This is a genomic window from Breznakia sp. PF5-3 (genome assembly GCF_029504745.1).
Lineage (GTDB): Bacteria > Bacillota_I > Bacilli_A > Erysipelotrichales > Erysipelotrichaceae > Breznakia.
Genome location: NZ_JAQFIQ010000029.1, coordinates 12,240 through 32,103 on the forward strand (window position 1 = coordinate 12,240; position 19,864 = coordinate 32,103).

Sequence of the window (19,864 nt, forward strand, 5' to 3'; positions counted from 1 at the left end):
GAATGGCTAAACAAGACGTTATTGAAATTGATGGCATTGTAGAAGATACACTTCCAAATGCAATGTTTAAAGTGAAATTGGAAAACGGGCACGAAATAATGGCTCACGTTTCTGGTAAAATCCGTATGCATTACATTCGCATTTTACCAGGCGATCGTGTTACCGTTGAAATTTCACCGTATGATTTAACACGTGGGCGTATAACATTCCGTCATAAGTAACGGATAGGAGGATTTTATTATGAAAGTAAGACCATCAGTAAAGCCGATTTGTGACAAATGTCGCATAATCAAGAGAAAAGGTCGTGTTATGGTGATTTGCGAAAATCCTAAACACAAACAAAGACAAGGATAAGAGAGGTAAGAAATATGGCTCGTATTGCAGGAGTAGACATTCCACGCGATAAGCGTGTAGTTGTTTCATTAACATATGTATACGGAATCGGACGCACTACAGCAAGCAAAGTATTAGCTGCAGCTGGTGTAGATGAAAACATCCGTGTAAAAGATTTAAGTGAAGAACAACTGAATAAGATTCGTAAAGAAGTCGATTCAGTTAAAGTAGAAGGGGATTTGCGTCGTGAAGTTCAATTAAACGTTAAACGTTTGATGGAAATTGCATCATACCGTGGAATCCGTCATAGAAGAGGTTTGCCTGTTCGTGGACAACGTACGAAAACAAATGCTCGTACGCGTAAAGGTCCTGTTCGTACAGTTGCAAACAAAAAGAAATAAGCAAGGAGGTAGATGAAAATGGCAAAAGTAAAAAAAGGTGCTTCTCGTAAGCGTCGTATAAAGAAGAATATTGCAAAAGGTTGTGCTCACATTCATTCTACATTTAACAATACAATTGTTACAATTAGTGATGAAGGTGGAAACGCTGTTGCTTGGTCAAGTGCTGGAGCTTTAGGGTTTAAAGGTTCTCGTAAATCTACACCTTATGCAGCTCAAATGGCTGGAGAAGCAGCTGGTAAGGCTGCAATGGAACATGGTATGAAAACTGTATCTGTAAATGTCAAAGGACCAGGTCCTGGGCGTGAAGCAGCAGTTAGAGCATTGCAAGTAGCAGGATTAGAAATTACATTGATTAACGATGTAACACCTATTCCTCATAATGGATGTCGTCCACCGAAACGACCACGTGGATAATAACCAAAAACAATGAGGAGGTAATATGAAAATGCAAAAATTTGAACGTGCGCAGTTTGAAGTGAAAGAATTTATTGATTCTGAAAATTATGGAAAGTTTGTAATCGAACCTCTTGAAAGAGGATTTGGTACAACAATTGGAAATGCATTGAGACGTGTATTATTATCTTCCTTACCAGGAGGAGCAGTCTTTTCAATTAAAGTTGATGGAGTGTTCCACGAATTTACTTCGATTCCTGGAGTGAAAGAAGATGTAACATCAATTATTTTAAACCTTAAGAATTTGATTCTTACGATTGAAGATGATGAAATTCATACCCTTCATATAGCCAAAAAAGGTTATGGAGAAGTATATGCTTCTGATATCGAATGTCCAGATGGAGTGGAAATCTTAAATAAAGATTTATATATTTGTACAATTGAAGAAGGACATACTTTGGAAATGGAATTACAAGCAAGAAATGGTAGAGGTTACGTGAGTGCTGATCAAAATAAACACTTATACCAAGGACCTAATCAACCATTAGGAATTATTTATACAGATTCTATTTATACACCAATTGAGAAAGTATCTTACAATGTAGAGCCAACACGTGTTGGTCAAGATGCTTCTTATGATAAAGTAGAATTGGAAATCTGGACAAATGGATCAATCACTCCTCAAGAATCTATCGCATTAGGTTCTAAGATCTTGATTGATCACTTAGAATTATTAACAAATGTACATGAAGTTGTTAACGATATGGAATCTGTAATGAAAGATGTGCAAGGTGAAGTTGTTAACAAAGGGCTTGTAATGATGATTGAAGATCTAGACTTATCAGTTCGTTCATATAACTGTTTAAAACGTGCAGGAATTCAAACGGTTGAAGAGCTTACACAAAAAACAGAAGATGAAATGATGAGAGTTAGAAACTTAGGTAAGAAATCATTAAAAGAAGTAAAAGACAAAATTTATGATTTGGGGCTTAGCTTCAAATCTTATGAATAAGATGTAAAGGAGGATTAAGTCTTTATGAAAAATCGTAAATTAGGACGTACTGCAGATCATCGTAAAGCTATGCTTAGAAATCTAGCTACTTCTGTTATTATTTCTGAAAGCGTTGAAACTACGGAAATGAAAGCAAAAGAAGTGAGTTCAGTTGTGGAAAAATTGATCACATTAGCGAAAAGAGGAGATTTACATGCTCGTCGTCAAGCAGCTAGCTATGTTAGAGATGTTGTAGCAGATGAAGAAACTGGACAAACAGCTCTTCAAAAACTATTTACGGAAATTGGACCTATGTATAAAGACCGTAATGGTGGGTATACAAGAGTTGTGAAAACAAGAAATCGCCGTGGTGATAATGCTACAATGGCAATTGTTCAATTAGTTAAATAAATATAAAGAAAGACATCATTAAGATGTCTTTTTTTCGTTTGAATAATTTTTTTATTCTAAACACATGATAATTTTTTAAGAATAGTGTATTCTATTATAGTCAGGAGAATACAATGAATGAAATGATAGAAATAATGGAACATGCATTGGAAGATAGTTTGCCAATGCTTCCAGTATTGTTTATAGCGTATTTCATATTAGAAATCTATGAACATCGAAGCAATGAAGATAGTGAATATGTACTACTTAAAAAATATGGGCCACTTTTTGGGTCTTTTTTAGGAATCATACCGCAGTGTGGTGTAAGTATTGTTGCTGCTACTATGTTCTTAGATAAGAAGATTACGATAGGAACGTTGATTAGTATTTTTATTGTTACCAGTGATGAAGCAGTTCCAATATTACTTGCCAATCCAGAGTTATATGGAAGTATTTTACAATTAATTGTTGTGAAAGTCATTGTGGCAATTGCTGTAGGATATTTTGTTGATGCTGTATTTAAGCAATTTAAAATGTATAATGGGAAGTATACAACAAGTAAAAGTCAAAGCTGTGATACGCATGAATCGACATTGGTTGCTGCTTTAAAACATACAGTAAAGATTTTTGGTTTTATCTTATTGGTAAACTTATTACTTACTTTTGTTTTGCATGAAGTAGGCGAAGATACATTATCAAAGGTACTACTTACAGATACAGTTTTTCAGCCAGTAATAGCAGCTTTATTTGGATTTATTCCAAATTGTGCTGCAAGTGTCGTTTTGACACAATTGTTTGCTTCTGGTATCTTATCATTTGGAGCGTTGAGTGCTGGACTTATTACAAATGCAGGATTGGGATTATTAATCTTATTGAGATATCGGATTGATAAAAAGTATTTCTTATTTATTATTTCAGTTTTATTTGTCGCAGCTATTCTAACAGGTAGTGTACTAAGTTTCTTTTAGTAAGAAAGGAATTTGATACAAAGTGGAGGATTTATGAAAAAATTAGGGATCATATTTGGGATACTCTGTTTATTGGTTGGTTGCGGAGAAGAGAAAAAGCAAGAACCAATTGTAAAAGAGGAACCTAAAGATACAGTAGTAAGTTTTGTTGGTGTAGGAGATAATCTGATTCATGGCTCGATTTATCGCGAAGCTGATGGTTTTGCAGGTGAGATGAATGATGAAGAGTATGATTTTAAGCCAATGTATAAACAAGTTAAAAAAGATATTAAAAAGGCAGATATTTCTTTTATCAACCAGGAAACGATTCTTGGTGGTGATGAATTAGGGCTATCAGGATATCCTGCTTTTAATTCGCCTACATCGATTGCTGAAGATTTAAATGATACAGGTTTCAATTTATATAATTTAGCGAGTAATCATTCTTTGGATCGAAGTAGTGATGGAATTATAAACGCTTTACAAGCGTTTGATAAGCTGGAAGGCATTACATATAGTGGAATATCTGATAGTGAGGAAAGGGCTTCACAAATTGCTGTATTTGAACGAGAGGGGATAACTTTTTCGTTTCTTTCTTATACATATGGGACAAATGGTATCGAACCAATGAATGCGTATGAAGTTTCATATTTTGATGAAGAAAAAATTAAGAATGATGTAGCAAAAGCAAAAACAATAAGTGATGTTGTGATTGTATCTGCTCACTGGGGAGATGAGAATACATTTGAACCTAATGACATGCAGAAAAAATATGCACAATTATTTGCTGATCTAGATGTCGATGTTGTTATTGGAACACATCCCCATGTCATTCAACCAATTGAATGGTTAGAGGGTACAAATGGAAATCAAACACTAGTTGTATATTCCCTGGGAAATTTTCTTGGTGGGATGCTGGGGGTAGACAATATTCTATCAGGAATGATAAGTTTTGATTTTATTAAAGATGTGAAAACAGAGGATATTCGCATTGAAAATGTGAAGTGGACACCATTGGTTATTCACTTTGAGGGAAATCAAAATAATATTGTTGATGATCGTTACAACTATGCAGTATATAAACTAGAGGATTATTCAGATAAATTAGCAAAAAAACATGTGCTTAACGGTTATGAAGGGCAACGTGTAGACCAATTATTGTTGGTAGAGAAAACAAAACAAGTTATTAATAAGTCATTTTACACTGAGGATAAGTAAATGGAAAATACAATTAAACAGATGGAACAATATGCAAAGAAAAATAATATACCAATCATGGAGCATGAAGGAATAGAATTTTTAGCCACATATATTAAAAATCATGAAGTGAAAACCATTTTAGAACTTGGAAGTGCGATTGGTTATTCTGCAATTCAAATGGCTAGGATTAACAAAGATATTCATGTGGTTACAGTAGAACGTGATGAAAAGCGATATCAAGAAGCATTAAAAAATTTAAAAACTACAAAACTGGAAGAGCAAGTTGATATTTATCTTGCAGATGCACTAACCTTTTCTACGGATCAAAAATATGATTTGATTTTTATTGATGCAGCGAAAGCACAATATATTAAATTTTTTGAACGTTATAAGAAGAACTTGAAGGATGATGGTGTAATCATTAGTGATAATTTAAAATTTCATGGAATGGTGGATACACAGGAACGAATTAAAAATCGCAATACTAGACAGTTAGTGAATAAAATTAAAAAGTATATATATTTTTTAGAAGATAATGATGAATTTTCAACAAGCTTCTATGATATCGGTGATGGAATTGCAATTAGCAAACGTAAATAATTTTTAATTGAAATAGTTTGATTAGTAAAATATATTTGTTTTATGATATAATAATTCTAGACATGTAGTGGAGGATAATCTATGAAAAAAACATTAGGATTATTGGCCGTTGTTGGAGCAGCAGCTGCAGTAGTGGCATACAAGATGAAAAAAGATGAAGTTAAGAAAGACATCAAACAGCTTGATGAGGATAATGGAGAAAGAATTTTACGTACAGTTGAAGAACAAGGATTTGAACCTATTGATTATGATAGTAAGCCAGAACCCTTTTCAGCTAAGACGTTTCCTCATTTAGAAGAAAAGGACATTATTGAAATTACCAAAGCAAGTGAAGAAGAATTTAAAAAACTAGGCGATGTGGATGTAAATGAAGAGCGTCCAATTCAACACAATGTTAAATTTAAAAAAGAAATTGATTTAGAAGAATTTAAAAATATTGTGATTGGTGAAGGATATGTAGTAACAAATGGAGAAGGTGAAAACGAACTTCTAATATTACATATATCAAAAATGGATCAAGATGATATTTCTTCAAAAGTATTCTATTTAGCGGACTTGGCAAAAGCTCATGATGGTGAATACAACGGATGGATATGTAAACAATAAAACGAAGATTTATCTTCGTTTTATTCTTTTTGGAGGTATGTATGAAATTTATAAAGTTGGGTTTATCGTTCATTGCGTTAGGTTGCTTTATGATGGTTTGCATTCTTGTTTTGGATTTGAAAAATGAATATATGATAATGAGTTCTTTAGCTTTTGTTTTGCTGGGTGGATTTATTATCAGTGCTAAAGATTTTCGAAAAAATAAATGTATAAGTAAAAAATTGGGAGCTTTCATAGTATTTCTATTATCCTTTTCCTTGTTTTGGACAATACTATATGTATTTGCAAAAAGTGGAGGATATTTAATATCAGAAAATATAGATTTTATTTTATTGCTATTGAATAGTGGAGTGATGGGAGGAAGTCTCTTTATTGTGTTACGTGAATCTAAAAAAGCACGTCAATTTTTTGTATCACTTTTGGATGTTTTCTTTTAGCCATATTCATTGTGTCTTGACACAAAAAATAGTATAATAAGAACAATTTGAGGTAAGCTGATGGAAATAATAAAAGTAAAAAATCTAAACTTCTCATATGATGAAACGACACCTACAATCAAGGATGTTTCTTTTTCTGTGGAAGAGGGAAGTTATACAACGATTGTGGGACACAACGGAAGTGGAAAAAGTACTATTGCTAAACTTTTGGATGGGCTTTTAGAAAAGAAGAGTGGTTCTATTGAAATTGGTGGATTAGAGTTAAATGAAGCAAATATCTACAAAATACGAGAACAGGTTGGGATTGTATTTCAAAATCCAGATAATCAATTTATTGGGGCAACGGTTGCAGATGATATTGCTTTTGGTTTAGAAAATCAACAAGTTCCAAGTGATGAAATGCCTAAGATTATAGAGCAGTATGCCAAAAAAGTAAATATGTATGATTTTTTGGATAAAGAACCAACGAAGCTTTCAGGCGGACAGAAACAAAGAGTGGCAATCGCAGGGGTTTTGGCGATGAATTTGAAAGTCATCATTTTAGATGAAGCTACGAGTATGTTGGATCCACAAGGGAAAGTAGAGATTAATGCATTAGTAAACGAATTACATGAAAAAAGCAATCTTACGATTATTTCGATTACCCACGATATGGAAGAGGTATTACGCAGTGATCATGTACTGGTGATGGACAATGGTGAAGTTAAGATAAGTGGGACACCAGAGGAAGTTTTAAGTAATGAAAAAGAATTGATAGATTTGAAATTGGATTTACCTTTTGTGTATAAAATGCAAAAGGAATTATATAATGTAGGATTTGAATTTGAAAAGCAATTAGAACTAGAAGGAGTTGTTGAATCGTTATGTCAATTGAATTTAAAGCGTTAACACATACTTATAATGAAAAAACTCCTTTTCCTTATGTAGCATTACACGATGTGGATTTAGAAATTAAGGAAGGTATTTTTACTGCGATTATAGGTGAAACGGGAAGTGGTAAGAGTACCCTTGTTCAACATCTAAATGCGTTACTTACACCAACTAGTGGTAAAGTTATTGTTGATGATTTTATAATCACATCAGAGAAGAAAGCAAAGGATTTAAAAAAGTTACGTAAGAAAGTTGGTTTAGTTTTTCAATTTCCTGAATATCAATTGTTTGAAGAAACAATTGAAAAAGATATTGCATTTGGTCCTAAAAACTTTGGTGTGGAAGAAGAAGCTGCAAAAAAGAAAGCACGTGAAATGCTAGCGTTGGTAGGATTGGATGATTCTTATCTAAATAGAAGTCCTTTTGATTTGTCTGGTGGACAGAAGCGACGAATTGCAATTGCAGGTATTTTAGCTCTTGATCCTGATATTTTGGTTTTGGATGAACCAACAGCAGGTCTTGATCCACAAGGGGCAAAAGAGATGATGCAACTTTTCACAAAACTAAATAAAGAATTTAATAAGACCATTATTATGGTGACACATGATATGGAACATGTACTACATTATTGTGAAGATGTGGTTGTATTGAAAAAAGGAAAAGTAGTTCATACATGTAGTGCTAATGAGTTTTTCAATAACTATGATTTACTTGAACAATTGCATGTGGCATTACCTAAAGTTATAGAGTTTAAAAAGATGTTACAAGATAAAGGAATCAAGATTAATCCTGAAATCTTTGATATGCATGAGTTAGCTCTTGAACTCAAGGAGGAATTGAAACATGGGTGATATGGTATTAGGTAGATATCTTCCTCTTGATTCTATTCTTCATCGAATGGATCCAAGAGCAAAGATTATCTGTATGTTATTTTTACTTATTGCTATTTTTATTCCTGCTGGGTATTTGGGATATGTAATATTAGGTGGATTGGTGATTTCGCTTATATTATTATCCAAATTAAAGATTACATATATTTTAAAAGCAGTGAAGCCAATGATGTTCATGTTGGTATTTTTACTTATTATTAATATCTTGGTAATCAAGAGTGGTAACTTATTGTTATCATTAGGTTGGTTTGAGGTATACGATGATGCTATTTTTCAAACCTTGTTTATCGTTGTTCGCTTGGCTTTGATGATTAGTATTACAACCCTGTTAACAGCAACAACCAAGCCATTAGATTTAACATTGGGAATTGAGGACTTGTTAACACCGTTTAAAAGAATTGGTGTTCCAGCGCATATTATCGCGATGATGATTTCTATAGCATTGCGTTTTATTCCAACTTTAATTGAAGAGACACAGAGAATTATGAAAGCTCAAGCAAGTCGTGGTGTGGATTTTGAAGAAGGAAAGTTTACAGAAAAGATTCGTGGAATTCTTTCGCTTATCGTACCCTTATTTATTTCTGCTTTTCAAAGAGCTGAGGATTTGGCTTATGCAATGGAAGCAAGAGGATATGCACCTGATGAAGAGCGTACGCGATATAAGCAGTTAAAACTGACAGGCATGGATATTATGTCTATGTTGCTATGTTTCGCTGTCTTAATTGGGCTTATAGGGTATATTGTACTATGAGGTATAAAGTTACAGTAGCATATGATGGAAGTGAATATCATGGTTGGCAAACACAAAGAAAAGGGAATAGTATTGAAGAAGCAATTGAAAAGGTGCTATATACTATGCATGATAGTGAAGTAGAGATTGTAGGTAGTGGAAGAACGGATAGTAAAGTTCATGCATTGGGGCAAGTCTTTCACTTTGATTCATCTTTGGGGTTGAGCAAAGAAAGAATGAAAGAAGCACTAAATGCACAACTTAATCGTAGTATTCGAATTAAAACAGTAGAAATAGTTAGTGATGATTTTCATGCCCGTTTTGATGCCAAAGGAAAGCGTTATGAGTATTTTGTTTCAAAAGATACAAGTAATCCATTTATTCGCAAATATATGGACATTGACTATCATCCGTTGGCTTTAAAAGCAATGCAAGAAGCTGCTACCATTTTTGTTGGCACACATGATTTTACGAGTTTTACTTCATCAAAAATTGATCAGCGAAAAGGTCGAATTCGTACAATTACCAAGTTTGAAGTATCACAAGATGGTGATGTTACTCATTTTGTAATTGAAGGAGATGGTTTTCTTCGTTATATGGTAAGAATGATGGTACAAACGATTATCATGGTAGGAAAAGGAAAAGTAAGCATTGAAGAAGTGGAACAAATGCTATTAGCAAAGAATAAACACACATGTAAATATAAAGCAAATGCATGCGGATTATATTTAGTAGAAGTAAAGTATTAGGGAGGGATAGTATATGAAAACTAATTATCATACACATACAACACGTTGCAATCATGCCTGCGGTAGTGATGAGCAATTTGTGTTAAGCGCAATTCGAGGTGGGTTTAAAGAGTTGGGTTTTAGTGATCATTCGCCATGGAATTATAGTCCTTCTACATACAAAGGAAGTCATATCCGAATGCGATTAGAAGAATTTGAAGATTATTATAATAGTCTTTCTCATTTGAAAGAAAAATATAAAGATCAAATTTCAATAAAAATTGGTTTAGAAGTGGAATATTTTCCTGAATACATGGAATGGTTAAGAAGGTTTATTAAAGAAAAAGAACTGGATTATATTATCTTGGGTAATCATTTTCATAAAAGTGATGAAAATGGGCCATATTATGGCCATGAATGTGATAAGGATAAATGGTTGAGACAGTATGCAATAGATGCAATTGAAGCATTGGAAACAGGTTTATATGCGTATTTAGCTCATCCTGACTTATTTATGAGAGGACGTACAAAGTTTGATCGCTTGGCAAAAGAAGTCTCGTATCAAATTTGTGAAGCATGTAAAGAGATGGATATTCCATTAGAATATAATTTAGCTGGTGCAGAAGTATCGGATTATATGCACGTTATACAATATCCACATCCAGAGTTTTGGAAAATTGCTGCAGATGTAGGAAATAAAGTTATTATAGGTTGCGATGCCCATAATTATAAGCAATTAGAAAATGAACATTATTGGAATAAAGCATTAAAACATATAGAAGAATTGGGTTTGGAGCGAGTAGAAACAATAAAATTTTTGCGGTAAATTTGAAAATATGCGAACTAAATTGTATTCTATATTGTCTATATTATAGAAGGAAAAATATTTCCTTCCTATAATTAGAAGATATATAGATATATATAATACATTCGCCTGTCTATATATCTGTTTGAAAAGTAGGTATTCGTCCATCTACTTTTCTTTTTTTATGAATAAATCAAAAAATACAAAAATACTCAAAAAAGGTTGTAAAAAAGGTAAATTTGTCATAAAATAGTACATGGCACTATGCCATTGTAGCCCCGGAAACTACAATGAAAGGAAATAGTAAAATGCGCCAAACAACATTTATTAAGCCAGCTGAAGTTACACGTACATGGTACGTTGTAGATGGAGCAGGTAAGACAATGGGACGTTTAGCTACAGAAGTAGCTGCAGTATTACGTGGGAAACATAAACCTACGTTTACACCTAATGTCGATTGTGGTGATTTTGTTATTGTGATAAACGCAGACAAAATCGAAATGACAGGTAAAAAGATGGAGAATAAAAAATATTACTCTCACTCTATGTATCCTGGAGGACTTAGAACACGTACAGCAAAAGTTATGAAACAACAATATACAGTAGAATGGGTTGAAAAAGCTATTCACGGTATGTTGCCACATACAAGACTTGGAGATGTACAACGTAAACATTTATTTGTTTACACAGGTAGCGAACATCCACACGCTGCACAAAAACCAGTGGAAATGAAACTTAAAGGATAAGGAGGAATAAGAATATGGCAACAAAGAAAACAGTATCATATAATGGAACTGGTCGTAGAAAAAGTTCAGTTGCTCGTGTCTTTATGACTCCGGGTAAAGGTAATATCGTTGTTAATGGAAAAACATTAGAAGATTATTTACCATTAGAAACTTTAAGAATGGTGGTTAGATCACCATTAGAAACGACAGATACATTATCTCAATTTGATATTAAGATCAATGTAAATGGTGGAGGATACACAGGACAAGCTGGAGCTATGCGTCATGGAATTTCCAGAGCATTGCTTGAAGTTAGTTCAGACTATCGTTCAGCATTAAAAGCAGAAGGATTCTTGACACGTGACCCTAGAATGAAAGAACGTAAAAAATACGGTCTTAAAGCTGCAAGACGTGCACCACAATTTAGTAAACGTTAGAAACAAGAAAAATTTGTCAAAAAATCAAAAAAACTCAGAATCATCTAATCTTATTTGGATTATATCTGAGTTTTTTTGTATCTTTTTAAAAGTAAAATATGCTAATTTATGTTTATAATGAATATGATATGTAATCTATTGATGCCATGATATAATTGAAATACTTAGTTTGGGGGAGAAATATGAAAAACTTATTTATAAAACTTTTTATTTTGCTTAGTTGTGTTGTGGTGGCTTATGTTATTCACTATACTTGGCTGACTAAATATATTAGTCAAACAAACCCTCCAATATATATTTATATATTGGTATGGATAGCATTAGCTATTATTTTATATGGTATTGTAACTTTTTTCTTTACAGGGTGGAATGATATTGAAAGAGGAATACTTCTTATAGTTTATTATTTTTGTGTGCTGTGGTTGCTTGTAATTGGTAGACAAAATTATGGGTATACTGATTTTTCATGGAATCCTTTTAGTTTTGTTTTTGATATTATTAATAATGATTTTAATTCGCGAACACTTGCTTTTCAAAATGTACTTCTTTTTATTCCAGCACCAATTATAAATCAATTTTTTATAAAGAAAAGAAACACTAATGTATTTTTATGTGCTGTAATTGCAATATCAGTAGAATTTATTCAAAGGATTACAGGGCGGGGAATATTTGATTTGAGTGATATTACTTTATACTTTATTGGTATTAGTATCGGATTTATTTTGGTTAATCCCTTTAATAAACTAGAAAAAATTAAATTATAATTGATTTTATTCATTTAATTTTTACCAATACGATTAATGCAGCGCCAAAATAATTCAAACATGAATTTTATCATATATAATATATTTATAACAGGAGGTGCATATGTTTCAAATCGGGACTTTTTCAAAATTAACAGGAATTAGTATTGATAGATTGAGAAATTATGACAATAAGAATATTTTGAAACCTACTTTTATTGATGATATAAGTGGTTATCGATATTATAGTGAGGAACAGATTGCAAAGGCTAATCGAATCCAAATATTAATTGAGATTGGATTTAGCTTAAAAGAAATTGCTACTATCTCAACGTTGTCACAAATCCAGATGATTGATCTTGTGAAGCAGAAAAGGGTTAAAGCAAATGATCAACTTTTGACCATAAAAAGACAAATTGCACTCATGGATTACGCAATCAACGATTTACAGAAAAAGGATGAGTTTGCATTGTCGTTAAATATAAAAAAAATACCATCAAGAAAAGTAGTTTCTTTACGTCAAACAATCAAGCGCTTTGAAGATGAAGGAATGCTTTGGGAAAAATTATCATATGAGGTTAATAAATATAATATAAAATTTGTTAATGCATCTTGGACATATGCTTTTACGCACTCGATTGATTTAGTGAATAATGAAATTGATACAGAAGTTCAAAAAGAAGTGTCCCTTATTCAAGATGATATTGAAGATTTGAAATTTAAAGAAATACCCCAAAGCCTAGTTGCTTCTGTCGTTTTCAAAGGTGGCTATGAAAATATTCAGAAAATACATGATTATGTTGATAAGTGGATAAAAGTTATGGGATATAAATGGAATGGTTCTCCATTTCAAATATATTATATATCTCCGGCAGAAGTTTTAGATGAAGATGGATACATTACTGAAATGTGCTATCCAATTATAAAATAAAGAGTTGACTCTAGTATTGTACTAGACTATATGATGTCATTAGGAATTCCTAGAAGTTAATATAAAGGAGCTAATGATGGATAAAAAGGTAATTGATTTAGATCATCATAAAGATGATTATGAATGTATGTGGAATGGGATAGAAGATGTTTATATTACGAAGACAAAAGAAAAAATACCTAATTTCTATTTTTTTGTGTTAGCAGGTATTGGAAACTTTGTTTATTTCAAATCAAAAAACGGGAATATGAAACGTTTCGCTAGTTGGAGTGATGGGCGTACGAAGTCAATGTATAAATGGCTTGCACCTATTGTTGGATTTTCATATAAGCATATCGAAGGAAGAAGCTTTTCATATGTTTTAAAGAAATCCAAACAACAAATCGATGAAGGGAATCCAGTAGTGATAGGAAATCTGGATATGTATTATTTAAAGTATTACCCTAAATTCTACAAACAATTACATATCCCTACACATTATGTTTTGATGGTTGGATATGACGAAGATAAGCGAGAAGTAATTGTTCATGATTGTGGATTAGATAACCCACAGTCGATAAGTTATGAGTTGCTTGAAAAAGCTTTGGATATTGATGAAGAAGCTGGAAATAAAAAGAATACAATTTGTTATTTAGAGTTTGGAAAACTTGCAGATGTAAATGAAATTTCAAGAAAAGCGTTAGCTTTAAAAGCGGCTGATATGTTAGAAAAAAAACCTATTTTCTTAGGTATAAGTGGGATGCGGAAACTGGCTAAGGAATTTTCAACTTGGAAAGAAGAATTATCAGAAGATGAGTATAAGGTTTCGTTGGCTACACTAGTTACCTTTACTGGAACAGTGCCAACTTTACCAGATAAGCTTGTTAGTGAAGAAGCTAAAACAGGAGTTTTACACCAAGCAGCTAGAGAAAAAATTATTCATGTACTGGAATTTCTCAGACAAAACTATGATTTTAAGGATTTTGATAAAGCAATCAAATGTTTTGAAAAGAGTGCGATTTTTATAGAAAAGATGACAGATATGATATCGGATTATTTGTTGGATGATAATAGGTCTCTTGATTTAATACCGCGTATCATTTTAGAGATTGCAGATGAAGAAGAACGAGCATATAGGATTATCCAAGAATCACTAAAAAAACCTCTTTAGAGTTTAAAGAGATTTTTTGTTATATACTTAAAATGTCTGTAACTTCTTGAAGGTCTTTCTTCCCAAAATAAATTTCTTTATCATCAATGATCATACATGGAACACTCATGATATTATACTTTTCTTTGATCTTGGGAAAATGTGATAAGTCATACATTTCAGCTGTTATATTTTCATTTTCAATAGCAACTCTTTGAGTTGCCATAACTACATCAGGACACATCGTACATGATAATGATACCATCACTTTAATATTCTTAGGCTTTTCAATCTTTTTGATTTTATCTAAAATAGTTTCTTCAATGGTTTGCTTTGGACCGATGGCATTGTAAAGTGCGATTACAAAGGAATTAAATTCATGACCTCCAGGTACAGCATGATATTTTATACGTAAGTCTTTATTATTTTCATCAAATAAACTGATTGCTGGTTCACCTTGTTCAATCATAACCGTTTCATAAGATAACTTGTCACTCAATGAAGTGAATTCTTTTGTGAATTCAACAATTTCTTTTGATAATTCATCATCCATAATGAAACATTTTAAAATTGCCTTATGAGTAAATTTTTCTAAAATGGGAATTAATTGCTTTTTCATATCATTTGAGATAAAAATTGAATCGGATGCTTCTTCAGATGTCTCAGTTGATGTACTATTAATAGGTGCTGAAATACTTCTAGTCGTTAAGTTTAGTTGGTCCACTACCCCTGGTATATATTTCTCCAATGATGTGGAAGCAATAGCTCCATCAGAAACGGCAGTTGTGACTTGACGTAGGTTCTTAATACATACATCACCAGCTCCATATACGCCATCTAAGCTTGTTTTTTGGTTCACATCTGTAACTAAGTATCCTTGTTCATTTGTGCTCACCTGTGTCTTAAATAATGCGGTTGCGGGTTCATAGCCAGCAAAGACGAAAATACCAAAAGTTTTATTATCTTGTGCTTCATGTTGCCATTCTTTTTTTGTTTCATTGTTTCTGAAGATAGCTTTCTTTAATTGTGCATCACCGCTAGCAGAAAGAATTTCAGTATTGTAATGGATATCAATATTTGGATGTGATTTAACTTCATCAGCAATTGATTTTGCACAAGTGAAGTCAGGTTCACGAACGATCATTGTAACTTTACTAGCATACTTGGTAAGAAAGATTGCTTCTTCTGCTGCAGCAAAGCCACCACCAATGACAAAGACATCGAGACCACTAAAAAATTCTCCATCACAAGTTGCACAATAGGCAACCCCTCTTCCTCGAAATTCTTTTTCGCCTGTAAAGCCAATCATTCTAGGACTGGCACCAGTGGCTAAGATAACACCAACACTTTGATAGGTTCCTTTATCCGTTTTAATAGTTTTTATCTTTTTATTTAAAGATAAATCATTAACTTCAGCGATTTTAAACTCAGCGCCAAAGTTTTGTGCTTGTATGCGCATTTGCTCAGTAAGTTCTTTGCCACTTGTCTTCACAATTCCTGGATAATTTACAACCTCAGAAGTAATTGTAATCTGTCCACCTATCGTATCTTTCTCTATCACCAGCACACTAAATTGAGCACGAGCCATATAAATAGCGGCAGAGAGACCTGCTGGTCCTCCACCGATAATTATGACATCATATATGTCTTTCTTCATACTAAATTAGACCAACTAAATCAAGTGATGGCTTTAACGTTTTTTCTCCTGGTTTCCATTTTGCAGGACAGACTTCATCCCCGTTTTCATAAACGAATTGCGAAGCTTGTACTCTTCTTAATAATTCATCTGCATTTCTACCCACATTACCAGCAATAACTTCATAAGCAACAATCTTTCCTTCAGGATTAACAATAAAGCTACCACGTTCAGCTAATCCATCTGCTTCAATATATACATCAAAATCTTTTGCTAATGTTGCAGTTGGATCTGCTAACATAGGATAGTTAATTTTTTGAATTGTTTTTGATGTATCGTGCCATGCTTTGTGCACAAAATGAGTATCACAAGATACAGAATAAATTTCACAGTTGATGTTTTTAAATTCTTCATACTTTTCAGCAAGATCTTCTAACTCAGTTGGACAAACAAAGGTAAAATCAGCAGGGTAGAAGAAAAATACACTCCATTTCCCAAGCACATCTTTTTTACTGACTTCTTTAAAATCTCCATCTGCGAATGCTTGTACTTTAAAATCACTTATTTCTTTTCCGATTAATGACATAATATTCCTCCTCTAATAAATTAATATATAATATTGTCATACATTTGTTAGTTTTGACTAACTTATTATATATGGTAACATCATTAAAAATAGAAGACAAAAGCTTTGACCATAAAAAAAGCAGGCATTTGCCTGCAATGTGATTATCTAGGTTTGTTTTTATTTTCATTCCAATAATTTTTAACTTCATTCAAATCAAGATAAATTTTATCATTTGTTCTAAAATCTAAAATTTTACTAAAGAAGAATTCTCCTTCATTAAAACTTTCATAGATCATCAATGTTTTTCCATCATTTTTCAAAGTCCATTTCCCATCTTGGTTACTTACTTTAATGTTTTTAAGTTTTACATTGATCATCTTTCCGTTTTTGTCATCACCTGTTCTGTAAACTAAATATTTTTTCATAATCCTTTTCCTCCTCAAGTGTTTAACTTTACAATCCTATTATAGCACTTGTATAAAAAGAAGAAAGGAATATGCACGTAAAGAAATGATAGTAAATCATTGTTATTTAAAGGGTATTTATCATATGACAAAAACTTTTGACAGACAATTATTAATATTATGATACGATAAAGATAGAGAGGAGGATAAACTCATGGATATAGCAAAAAAGTTACAAAGATATCGTGAAGATAAAAGCCTAACTCAAGAGCAGGTTGCTGAAAATATTCATTGCTCAAGACAGACAATATCTAATTGGGAAACGGGAAAGAGTTTACCTGATATTACTAGTATTGTATTATTGAGTACATTATATGAGGTATCTTTAGATGAAATGCTGAAAGGAGATTCAATTATGTTACATCATATGCAAGAAGAATTAAAGAAATTAGAAATATCGAATTATACAAAAAAGACAAATAAGCGCTTTGTGAATTTCCAAAAGAACTTTACCAAGGGTTGGAAGATTGATTGGATTTCGATTGTTGGATATACATTGTTTATGCTTGTCCTCTATACAGCGATTATACTCTTCTTTATAAATAGATAATTACTAGAATATATTTACAAAACAAAAAAGACTTTATAACAAAGTCTTTTTCTTACTATATTGGTGGAGCTTAGCGGGATCGAACCGCTGACCTCCTGCGTGCAAGGCAGGCGCTCTCCCAGCTGAGCTAAAACCCCATGTATATAGAATTCGATTTAAATGGTGGGCCTGAATGGACTTGAACCAACGACCTCACCCTTATCAGGGGTGCGCTCTAACCACCTGAGCTACAGGCCCAACTATTCATCGAATGCCTATTAATAATATCATGTTAGGGCTTGCGTGTCAACAATTAAAAAGTAAAAAATATACCTTTTTTATCGGTATATTTTTTGGTTTTATTTATTGAAAAATACGTTTATTTCACCAAGGTCTGCATCGGCTTTCAACAAGCGTTTTCCACCATTATTATCCTTGTGTGAATGATAAGAGTTACCACCAATACTGATTTCTCCTAAATCAGTATCTAAACTGTATCCATAATCATCAATACTTCCAGCTAATGTAATATCAATACTACCTAAATTATTAGTGATTACTAGACTTTCTTTGAAGTCCCCACTGAATTCAGCATCTCCTAAATCAAGGTCTAACTTTCCAGTTTTAACTTTGATGTTTTTTGCTTCTAGACTTCCTAAATTTAAAGATAATGAAAGATTATCAATAGAAATATCATTCATTTCAACATTTCCTAAGTCAGCATCTACCTCAAGAGATTTACAGCTTTTAGGAACATATATTGTGATTTTTCGTTCGTATGAATCATCATCCCAAAAAGTAAAAGGGAAGATAACAATTTCTTGATTTCCAGTAGATAGTGAGATATCACCATCATTGTCTTTAAACTCTATAGCTTTTACATCATAGTTTTTTACTTCGATAGAAAATTTATCCGCTTCTTTAATATATACCTCTCCAGCATCTGCTTCAATATTAATTGATTTAACACTACTTTTTGTAGTATATGTTTTTGAATCTCTGAAATTTTTTCCATCTGACCAACCAGTGGTTGATACAGGTCCAAGCCTATATTGTTTTGCATAAATCATACCACCTTGAGAAATACCAATTGTAGTGATTACAATACCTACAAGGATAAAGATAGCAGAGATTAGCATAAGGCTTCTCATTGGTTTTTTTCTGTTTCTCATATCAATCCCTCCTTTTATGATTGTGCTGCATATGGTCTTCTATGGCTAAAACGGTTAAATAAGTTACTTACACAACGAATAGCCCAAGGTACAAATCTAGTAATTGCCATTGATAATGCTGCTAGTAAAAGCAACCCAACACCTAGTAGTATAAAAGATACACCAAGCGCTGTTATCCCTGCCATAAAATTAGTACCTAATAAGACAAAGCTACTAATAAAAGATGGTATAGCAACAATAATTAATGCTATTGTGCATGCAATTCCTGCAACAATAAGTGATGCTATTACAATGAAGAATGCTAATACGAGTAAAAATACTGCAAGCACTAGTGGTAAAGCAATTGGCAAAGCAAAAATCCCTAGAACAATAATCCATAATGCTTTCAAATCTTTACCATTAGAACGTTGGTGATAATATGGATTATTACTCTCATTATTATTGGTATTTTGTTTTGATTGATTTTTCTTAATTGTTGATTCTGCACGAATGGTAGCAGCTAATTTTTGAGGAGAACCCAATTCGTCGATAACTTTTTGCTCGTTCTCTTCTCCTGCTTCATCAAAGTATTCTTCAACATAATGAATGGCATCTTCGAATTCTTCTTTTTGCAAATCACGTAGATGATATGCTAGATCACGCATATAGTCTTTTCTATTATATTTATTCATGTTGTTTTCCTCCCTCCATAATAGTATTAATACGTTCATAAAAGTCTTTCCAGGCTTCTAAATATAAATAATATTGTTCTTTCCCTTGTTCGGTCAAAGAGTAGTAACGTCGATTTCTGCCCTCATGTTGTTGGTCATATGTTTGTAGATAGCCTTCTTTTGTCAACCGACGTAAGACAGGATATAAAGTTGATTCTGACACATCCATTACTTCTTTAACTTCTTGTGTGAGCTTATATCCATATGCATCTTCTTTACGTAATATTGACAATACGCAAGCATCTAATAATGATGATCCTAATTGAAATAACACATAATCACTCCCTTCATACTATATTATACGTCATATAATATAGTTGTCAATACAATAATGTATATTTTTTATTAAATATGTAAATTTCATTGTGAAGGAAGAACGTTATAAATAAAAAAGAGACCCTACTAATGATGTGAACCCCCAAAGTTAGACAATAAACTAACAAAGGGGGTTTTTCTTATGAAGTTGACTAACGAAATTAAAAAGAAGATTGTTTTAGAA

At 32.5% G+C, this 19,864-nt stretch carries 28 protein-coding genes and 2 tRNA genes; 22 read left to right on the forward strand and 8 right to left on the reverse strand.

Annotated elements, in window-relative coordinates; genetic code table 11:
* The first annotated feature begins 2 nt into the window (after window positions 1–2).
* From infA to M2475_RS07890, 21 genes are all read left to right on the forward strand, one after another.
* On the forward strand, window positions 3–221 hold the full coding sequence (infA, locus tag M2475_RS07790) for a translation initiation factor IF-1 (protein WP_277490652.1): 219 nt from the start codon (window positions 3–5) through the stop codon (window positions 219–221).
* Window positions 222–240: 19 nt separating this feature from the next.
* The gene (rpmJ, locus tag M2475_RS07795; RefSeq protein WP_022936356.1) at window positions 241–354 is read left to right on the forward strand and encodes a 50S ribosomal protein L36; all 114 of its coding nucleotides are present in this window, start codon (window positions 241–243) and stop codon (window positions 352–354) included.
* A 14-nt stretch (window positions 355–368) separates the two neighbouring features.
* Window positions 369–734 carry a 30S ribosomal protein S13 gene (rpsM, locus tag M2475_RS07800; protein ID WP_277490654.1) on the forward strand — a complete coding sequence of 122 codons (366 nt, stop codon included), beginning with the start codon at window positions 369–371 and terminating at the stop codon, window positions 732–734.
* An 18-nt stretch (window positions 735–752) separates the two neighbouring features.
* Window positions 753–1,148, forward strand: coding sequence for a 30S ribosomal protein S11 (gene rpsK, locus M2475_RS07805; RefSeq protein WP_277490655.1), 396 nt, complete (start codon window positions 753–755; stop codon window positions 1,146–1,148).
* A gap of 31 nt (window positions 1,149–1,179) precedes the next feature.
* The gene (locus tag M2475_RS07810; RefSeq protein WP_277490681.1) at window positions 1,180–2,139 is read left to right on the forward strand and encodes a DNA-directed RNA polymerase subunit alpha; all 960 of its coding nucleotides are present in this window, start codon (window positions 1,180–1,182) and stop codon (window positions 2,137–2,139) included.
* A 24-nt stretch (window positions 2,140–2,163) separates the two neighbouring features.
* Window positions 2,164–2,529, forward strand: a complete 366-nt coding sequence (rplQ, locus tag M2475_RS07815) for a 50S ribosomal protein L17 (RefSeq protein ID WP_277490656.1) — start codon at window positions 2,164–2,166, stop codon at window positions 2,527–2,529.
* Between the two features lie 113 nt (window positions 2,530–2,642).
* Window positions 2,643–3,476, forward strand: coding sequence for a putative manganese transporter (locus M2475_RS07820; protein WP_277490657.1), 834 nt, complete (start codon window positions 2,643–2,645; stop codon window positions 3,474–3,476).
* A 33-nt stretch (window positions 3,477–3,509) separates the two neighbouring features.
* On the forward strand, window positions 3,510–4,673 hold the full coding sequence (locus M2475_RS07825) for a CapA family protein (RefSeq protein ID WP_277490658.1): 1,164 nt from the start codon (window positions 3,510–3,512) through the stop codon (window positions 4,671–4,673).
* Window positions 4,674–5,255 carry an O-methyltransferase gene (locus M2475_RS07830; RefSeq protein WP_277490660.1) on the forward strand — a complete coding sequence of 194 codons (582 nt, stop codon included), beginning with the start codon at window positions 4,674–4,676 and terminating at the stop codon, window positions 5,253–5,255.
* An 81-nt stretch (window positions 5,256–5,336) separates the two neighbouring features.
* On the forward strand, window positions 5,337–5,861 hold the full coding sequence (locus tag M2475_RS07835) for a ribonuclease E inhibitor RraB (protein WP_277490662.1): 525 nt from the start codon (window positions 5,337–5,339) through the stop codon (window positions 5,859–5,861).
* Window positions 5,862–5,902: 41 nt separating this feature from the next.
* A complete protein-coding gene (locus tag M2475_RS07840; RefSeq protein ID WP_277490663.1) occupies window positions 5,903–6,298 on the forward strand; it encodes a hypothetical protein in 396 nt (131 codons plus the stop codon).
* 60 nt (window positions 6,299–6,358) lie between these two features.
* Window positions 6,359–7,186, forward strand: coding sequence for an energy-coupling factor transporter ATPase (locus tag M2475_RS07845; protein ID WP_277490664.1), 828 nt, complete (start codon window positions 6,359–6,361; stop codon window positions 7,184–7,186).
* Window positions 7,162–8,019, forward strand: a complete 858-nt coding sequence (locus tag M2475_RS07850; RefSeq protein ID WP_277490665.1) for an energy-coupling factor transporter ATPase — start codon at window positions 7,162–7,164, stop codon at window positions 8,017–8,019. The genes M2475_RS07845 and M2475_RS07850 overlap by 25 nt, the downstream gene beginning before the upstream one ends.
* Complete coding sequence (locus M2475_RS07855; protein WP_277490666.1) at window positions 8,012–8,809, forward strand: energy-coupling factor transporter transmembrane component T; 798 nt, start codon at window positions 8,012–8,014, stop codon at window positions 8,807–8,809. Before M2475_RS07850 ends, M2475_RS07855 begins: the two co-directional genes overlap by 8 nt.
* Window positions 8,806–9,537 (forward strand): tRNA pseudouridine(38-40) synthase TruA, encoded by a 732-nt coding sequence (gene truA, locus M2475_RS07860; protein WP_277490667.1) that lies wholly within the window; start codon window positions 8,806–8,808, stop codon window positions 9,535–9,537. The genes M2475_RS07855 and truA overlap by 4 nt, the downstream gene beginning before the upstream one ends.
* A gap of 13 nt (window positions 9,538–9,550) precedes the next feature.
* Window positions 9,551–10,342 carry a histidinol-phosphatase gene (locus M2475_RS07865; protein WP_277490668.1) on the forward strand — a complete coding sequence of 264 codons (792 nt, stop codon included), beginning with the start codon at window positions 9,551–9,553 and terminating at the stop codon, window positions 10,340–10,342.
* Window positions 10,343–10,629: 287 nt separating this feature from the next.
* Window positions 10,630–11,067 (forward strand): 50S ribosomal protein L13, encoded by a 438-nt coding sequence (rplM, locus tag M2475_RS07870; RefSeq protein ID WP_277490682.1) that lies wholly within the window; start codon window positions 10,630–10,632, stop codon window positions 11,065–11,067.
* 14 nt (window positions 11,068–11,081) lie between these two features.
* Entirely contained in the window at window positions 11,082–11,483 is a 402-nt protein-coding gene (gene rpsI, locus M2475_RS07875; RefSeq protein ID WP_277490669.1) for a 30S ribosomal protein S9, read from the forward strand.
* A 182-nt stretch (window positions 11,484–11,665) separates the two neighbouring features.
* The gene (locus M2475_RS07880; protein ID WP_277490670.1) at window positions 11,666–12,247 is read left to right on the forward strand and encodes a VanZ family protein; all 582 of its coding nucleotides are present in this window, start codon (window positions 11,666–11,668) and stop codon (window positions 12,245–12,247) included.
* A gap of 103 nt (window positions 12,248–12,350) precedes the next feature.
* On the forward strand, window positions 12,351–13,157 hold the full coding sequence (locus tag M2475_RS07885; RefSeq protein ID WP_277490671.1) for a MerR family transcriptional regulator: 807 nt from the start codon (window positions 12,351–12,353) through the stop codon (window positions 13,155–13,157).
* Window positions 13,158–13,233: 76 nt separating this feature from the next.
* Entirely contained in the window at window positions 13,234–14,307 is a 1,074-nt protein-coding gene (locus tag M2475_RS07890; protein WP_277490672.1) for a BtrH N-terminal domain-containing protein, read from the forward strand.
* Window positions 14,308–14,326: 19 nt separating this feature from the next.
* Here M2475_RS07890 and M2475_RS07895 read toward each other — a convergent pair whose 3' ends face one another.
* From M2475_RS07895 to M2475_RS07905, 3 genes are all read right to left on the reverse strand, one after another.
* On the reverse strand, window positions 14,327–15,943 hold the full coding sequence (locus M2475_RS07895) for an FAD-dependent oxidoreductase (RefSeq protein ID WP_277490673.1): 1,617 nt from the start codon (window positions 15,941–15,943) through the stop codon (window positions 14,327–14,329).
* 1 nt (window position 15,944) lies between these two features.
* Window positions 15,945–16,508, reverse strand: a complete 564-nt coding sequence (gene ahpC, locus M2475_RS07900) for an alkyl hydroperoxide reductase subunit C (protein ID WP_277490675.1) — start codon at window positions 16,506–16,508, stop codon at window positions 15,945–15,947.
* 143 nt (window positions 16,509–16,651) lie between these two features.
* A complete protein-coding gene (locus M2475_RS07905) occupies window positions 16,652–16,915 on the reverse strand; it encodes a hypothetical protein (protein WP_277490676.1) in 264 nt (87 codons plus the stop codon).
* 193 nt (window positions 16,916–17,108) lie between these two features.
* Between M2475_RS07905 and M2475_RS07910 the strand changes: the two genes are divergently transcribed.
* Window positions 17,109–17,504: a helix-turn-helix transcriptional regulator gene (locus tag M2475_RS07910; RefSeq protein ID WP_277490677.1), complete on the forward strand. Its 396-nt coding sequence runs from the start codon at window positions 17,109–17,111 to the stop codon at window positions 17,502–17,504.
* Between the two features lie 61 nt (window positions 17,505–17,565).
* Here the strand turns inward: M2475_RS07910 and M2475_RS07915 are convergent.
* The 5 genes from M2475_RS07915 to M2475_RS07935 form a co-directional block, all read right to left on the reverse strand.
* A tRNA-Ala gene (locus M2475_RS07915) sits at window positions 17,566–17,641 on the reverse strand.
* Between the two features lie 23 nt (window positions 17,642–17,664).
* A tRNA-Ile gene (locus M2475_RS07920) sits at window positions 17,665–17,741 on the reverse strand.
* Between the two features lie 101 nt (window positions 17,742–17,842).
* Complete coding sequence (locus tag M2475_RS07925; RefSeq protein WP_277490678.1) at window positions 17,843–18,655, reverse strand: DUF4097 family beta strand repeat-containing protein; 813 nt, start codon at window positions 18,653–18,655, stop codon at window positions 17,843–17,845.
* Window positions 18,656–18,669: 14 nt separating this feature from the next.
* A complete protein-coding gene (locus M2475_RS07930) occupies window positions 18,670–19,326 on the reverse strand; it encodes a DUF1700 domain-containing protein (RefSeq protein WP_277490679.1) in 657 nt (218 codons plus the stop codon).
* Window positions 19,319–19,639 (reverse strand): PadR family transcriptional regulator, encoded by a 321-nt coding sequence (locus M2475_RS07935; RefSeq protein WP_277490680.1) that lies wholly within the window; start codon window positions 19,637–19,639, stop codon window positions 19,319–19,321. The genes M2475_RS07930 and M2475_RS07935 overlap by 8 nt, the downstream gene beginning before the upstream one ends.
* Between the last annotated feature and the right edge of the window lie 225 nt (window positions 19,640–19,864).

What these genes read in the sequence shown, in the direction of transcription:
- ahpC (WP_277490675.1), bottom strand. Translation starts at nt 16,508, where the DNA reads ATGTCATTAATCGGAAAAGAAATAAGTGATTTTAAAGTACAAGCATTC.
- M2475_RS07825 (WP_277490658.1), top strand. Translation starts at nt 3,510, where the DNA reads ATGAAAAAATTAGGGATCATATTTGGGATACTCTGTTTATTGGTTGGT.
- M2475_RS07840 (WP_277490663.1), top strand. Translation starts at nt 5,903, where the DNA reads ATGAAATTTATAAAGTTGGGTTTATCGTTCATTGCGTTAGGTTGCTTT.
- M2475_RS07845 (WP_277490664.1), top strand. Translation starts at nt 6,359, where the DNA reads ATGGAAATAATAAAAGTAAAAAATCTAAACTTCTCATATGATGAAACG.
- rplQ (WP_277490656.1), top strand. Translation starts at nt 2,164, where the DNA reads ATGAAAAATCGTAAATTAGGACGTACTGCAGATCATCGTAAAGCTATG.
- truA (WP_277490667.1), top strand. Translation starts at nt 8,806, where the DNA reads ATGAGGTATAAAGTTACAGTAGCATATGATGGAAGTGAATATCATGGT.
- M2475_RS07905 (WP_277490676.1), bottom strand. Translation starts at nt 16,915, where the DNA reads ATGAAAAAATATTTAGTTTACAGAACAGGTGATGACAAAAACGGAAAG.
- M2475_RS07830 (WP_277490660.1), top strand. Translation starts at nt 4,674, where the DNA reads ATGGAAAATACAATTAAACAGATGGAACAATATGCAAAGAAAAATAAT.
- rpsM (WP_277490654.1), top strand. Translation starts at nt 369, where the DNA reads ATGGCTCGTATTGCAGGAGTAGACATTCCACGCGATAAGCGTGTAGTT.
- M2475_RS07910 (WP_277490677.1), top strand. Translation starts at nt 17,109, where the DNA reads ATGGATATAGCAAAAAAGTTACAAAGATATCGTGAAGATAAAAGCCTA.
- rpsI (WP_277490669.1), top strand. Translation starts at nt 11,082, where the DNA reads ATGGCAACAAAGAAAACAGTATCATATAATGGAACTGGTCGTAGAAAA.
- M2475_RS07855 (WP_277490666.1), top strand. Translation starts at nt 8,012, where the DNA reads ATGGGTGATATGGTATTAGGTAGATATCTTCCTCTTGATTCTATTCTT.
- M2475_RS07930 (WP_277490679.1), bottom strand. Translation starts at nt 19,326, where the DNA reads ATGAATAAATATAATAGAAAAGACTATATGCGTGATCTAGCATATCAT.
- infA (WP_277490652.1), top strand. Translation starts at nt 3, where the DNA reads ATGGCTAAACAAGACGTTATTGAAATTGATGGCATTGTAGAAGATACA.
- M2475_RS07820 (WP_277490657.1), top strand. Translation starts at nt 2,643, where the DNA reads ATGAATGAAATGATAGAAATAATGGAACATGCATTGGAAGATAGTTTG.
- M2475_RS07865 (WP_277490668.1), top strand. Translation starts at nt 9,551, where the DNA reads ATGAAAACTAATTATCATACACATACAACACGTTGCAATCATGCCTGC.
- M2475_RS07890 (WP_277490672.1), top strand. Translation starts at nt 13,234, where the DNA reads ATGGATAAAAAGGTAATTGATTTAGATCATCATAAAGATGATTATGAA.
- M2475_RS07880 (WP_277490670.1), top strand. Translation starts at nt 11,666, where the DNA reads ATGAAAAACTTATTTATAAAACTTTTTATTTTGCTTAGTTGTGTTGTG.
- M2475_RS07810 (WP_277490681.1), top strand. Translation starts at nt 1,180, where the DNA reads ATGCAAAAATTTGAACGTGCGCAGTTTGAAGTGAAAGAATTTATTGAT.
- M2475_RS07885 (WP_277490671.1), top strand. Translation starts at nt 12,351, where the DNA reads ATGTTTCAAATCGGGACTTTTTCAAAATTAACAGGAATTAGTATTGAT.
- M2475_RS07850 (WP_277490665.1), top strand. Translation starts at nt 7,162, where the DNA reads ATGTCAATTGAATTTAAAGCGTTAACACATACTTATAATGAAAAAACT.
- rpmJ (WP_022936356.1), top strand. Translation starts at nt 241, where the DNA reads ATGAAAGTAAGACCATCAGTAAAGCCGATTTGTGACAAATGTCGCATA.
- M2475_RS07835 (WP_277490662.1), top strand. Translation starts at nt 5,337, where the DNA reads ATGAAAAAAACATTAGGATTATTGGCCGTTGTTGGAGCAGCAGCTGCA.
- M2475_RS07895 (WP_277490673.1), bottom strand. Translation starts at nt 15,943, where the DNA reads ATGAAGAAAGACATATATGATGTCATAATTATCGGTGGAGGACCAGCA.
- rplM (WP_277490682.1), top strand. Translation starts at nt 10,630, where the DNA reads ATGCGCCAAACAACATTTATTAAGCCAGCTGAAGTTACACGTACATGG.
- M2475_RS07925 (WP_277490678.1), bottom strand. Translation starts at nt 18,655, where the DNA reads ATGAGAAACAGAAAAAAACCAATGAGAAGCCTTATGCTAATCTCTGCT.
- rpsK (WP_277490655.1), top strand. Translation starts at nt 753, where the DNA reads ATGGCAAAAGTAAAAAAAGGTGCTTCTCGTAAGCGTCGTATAAAGAAG.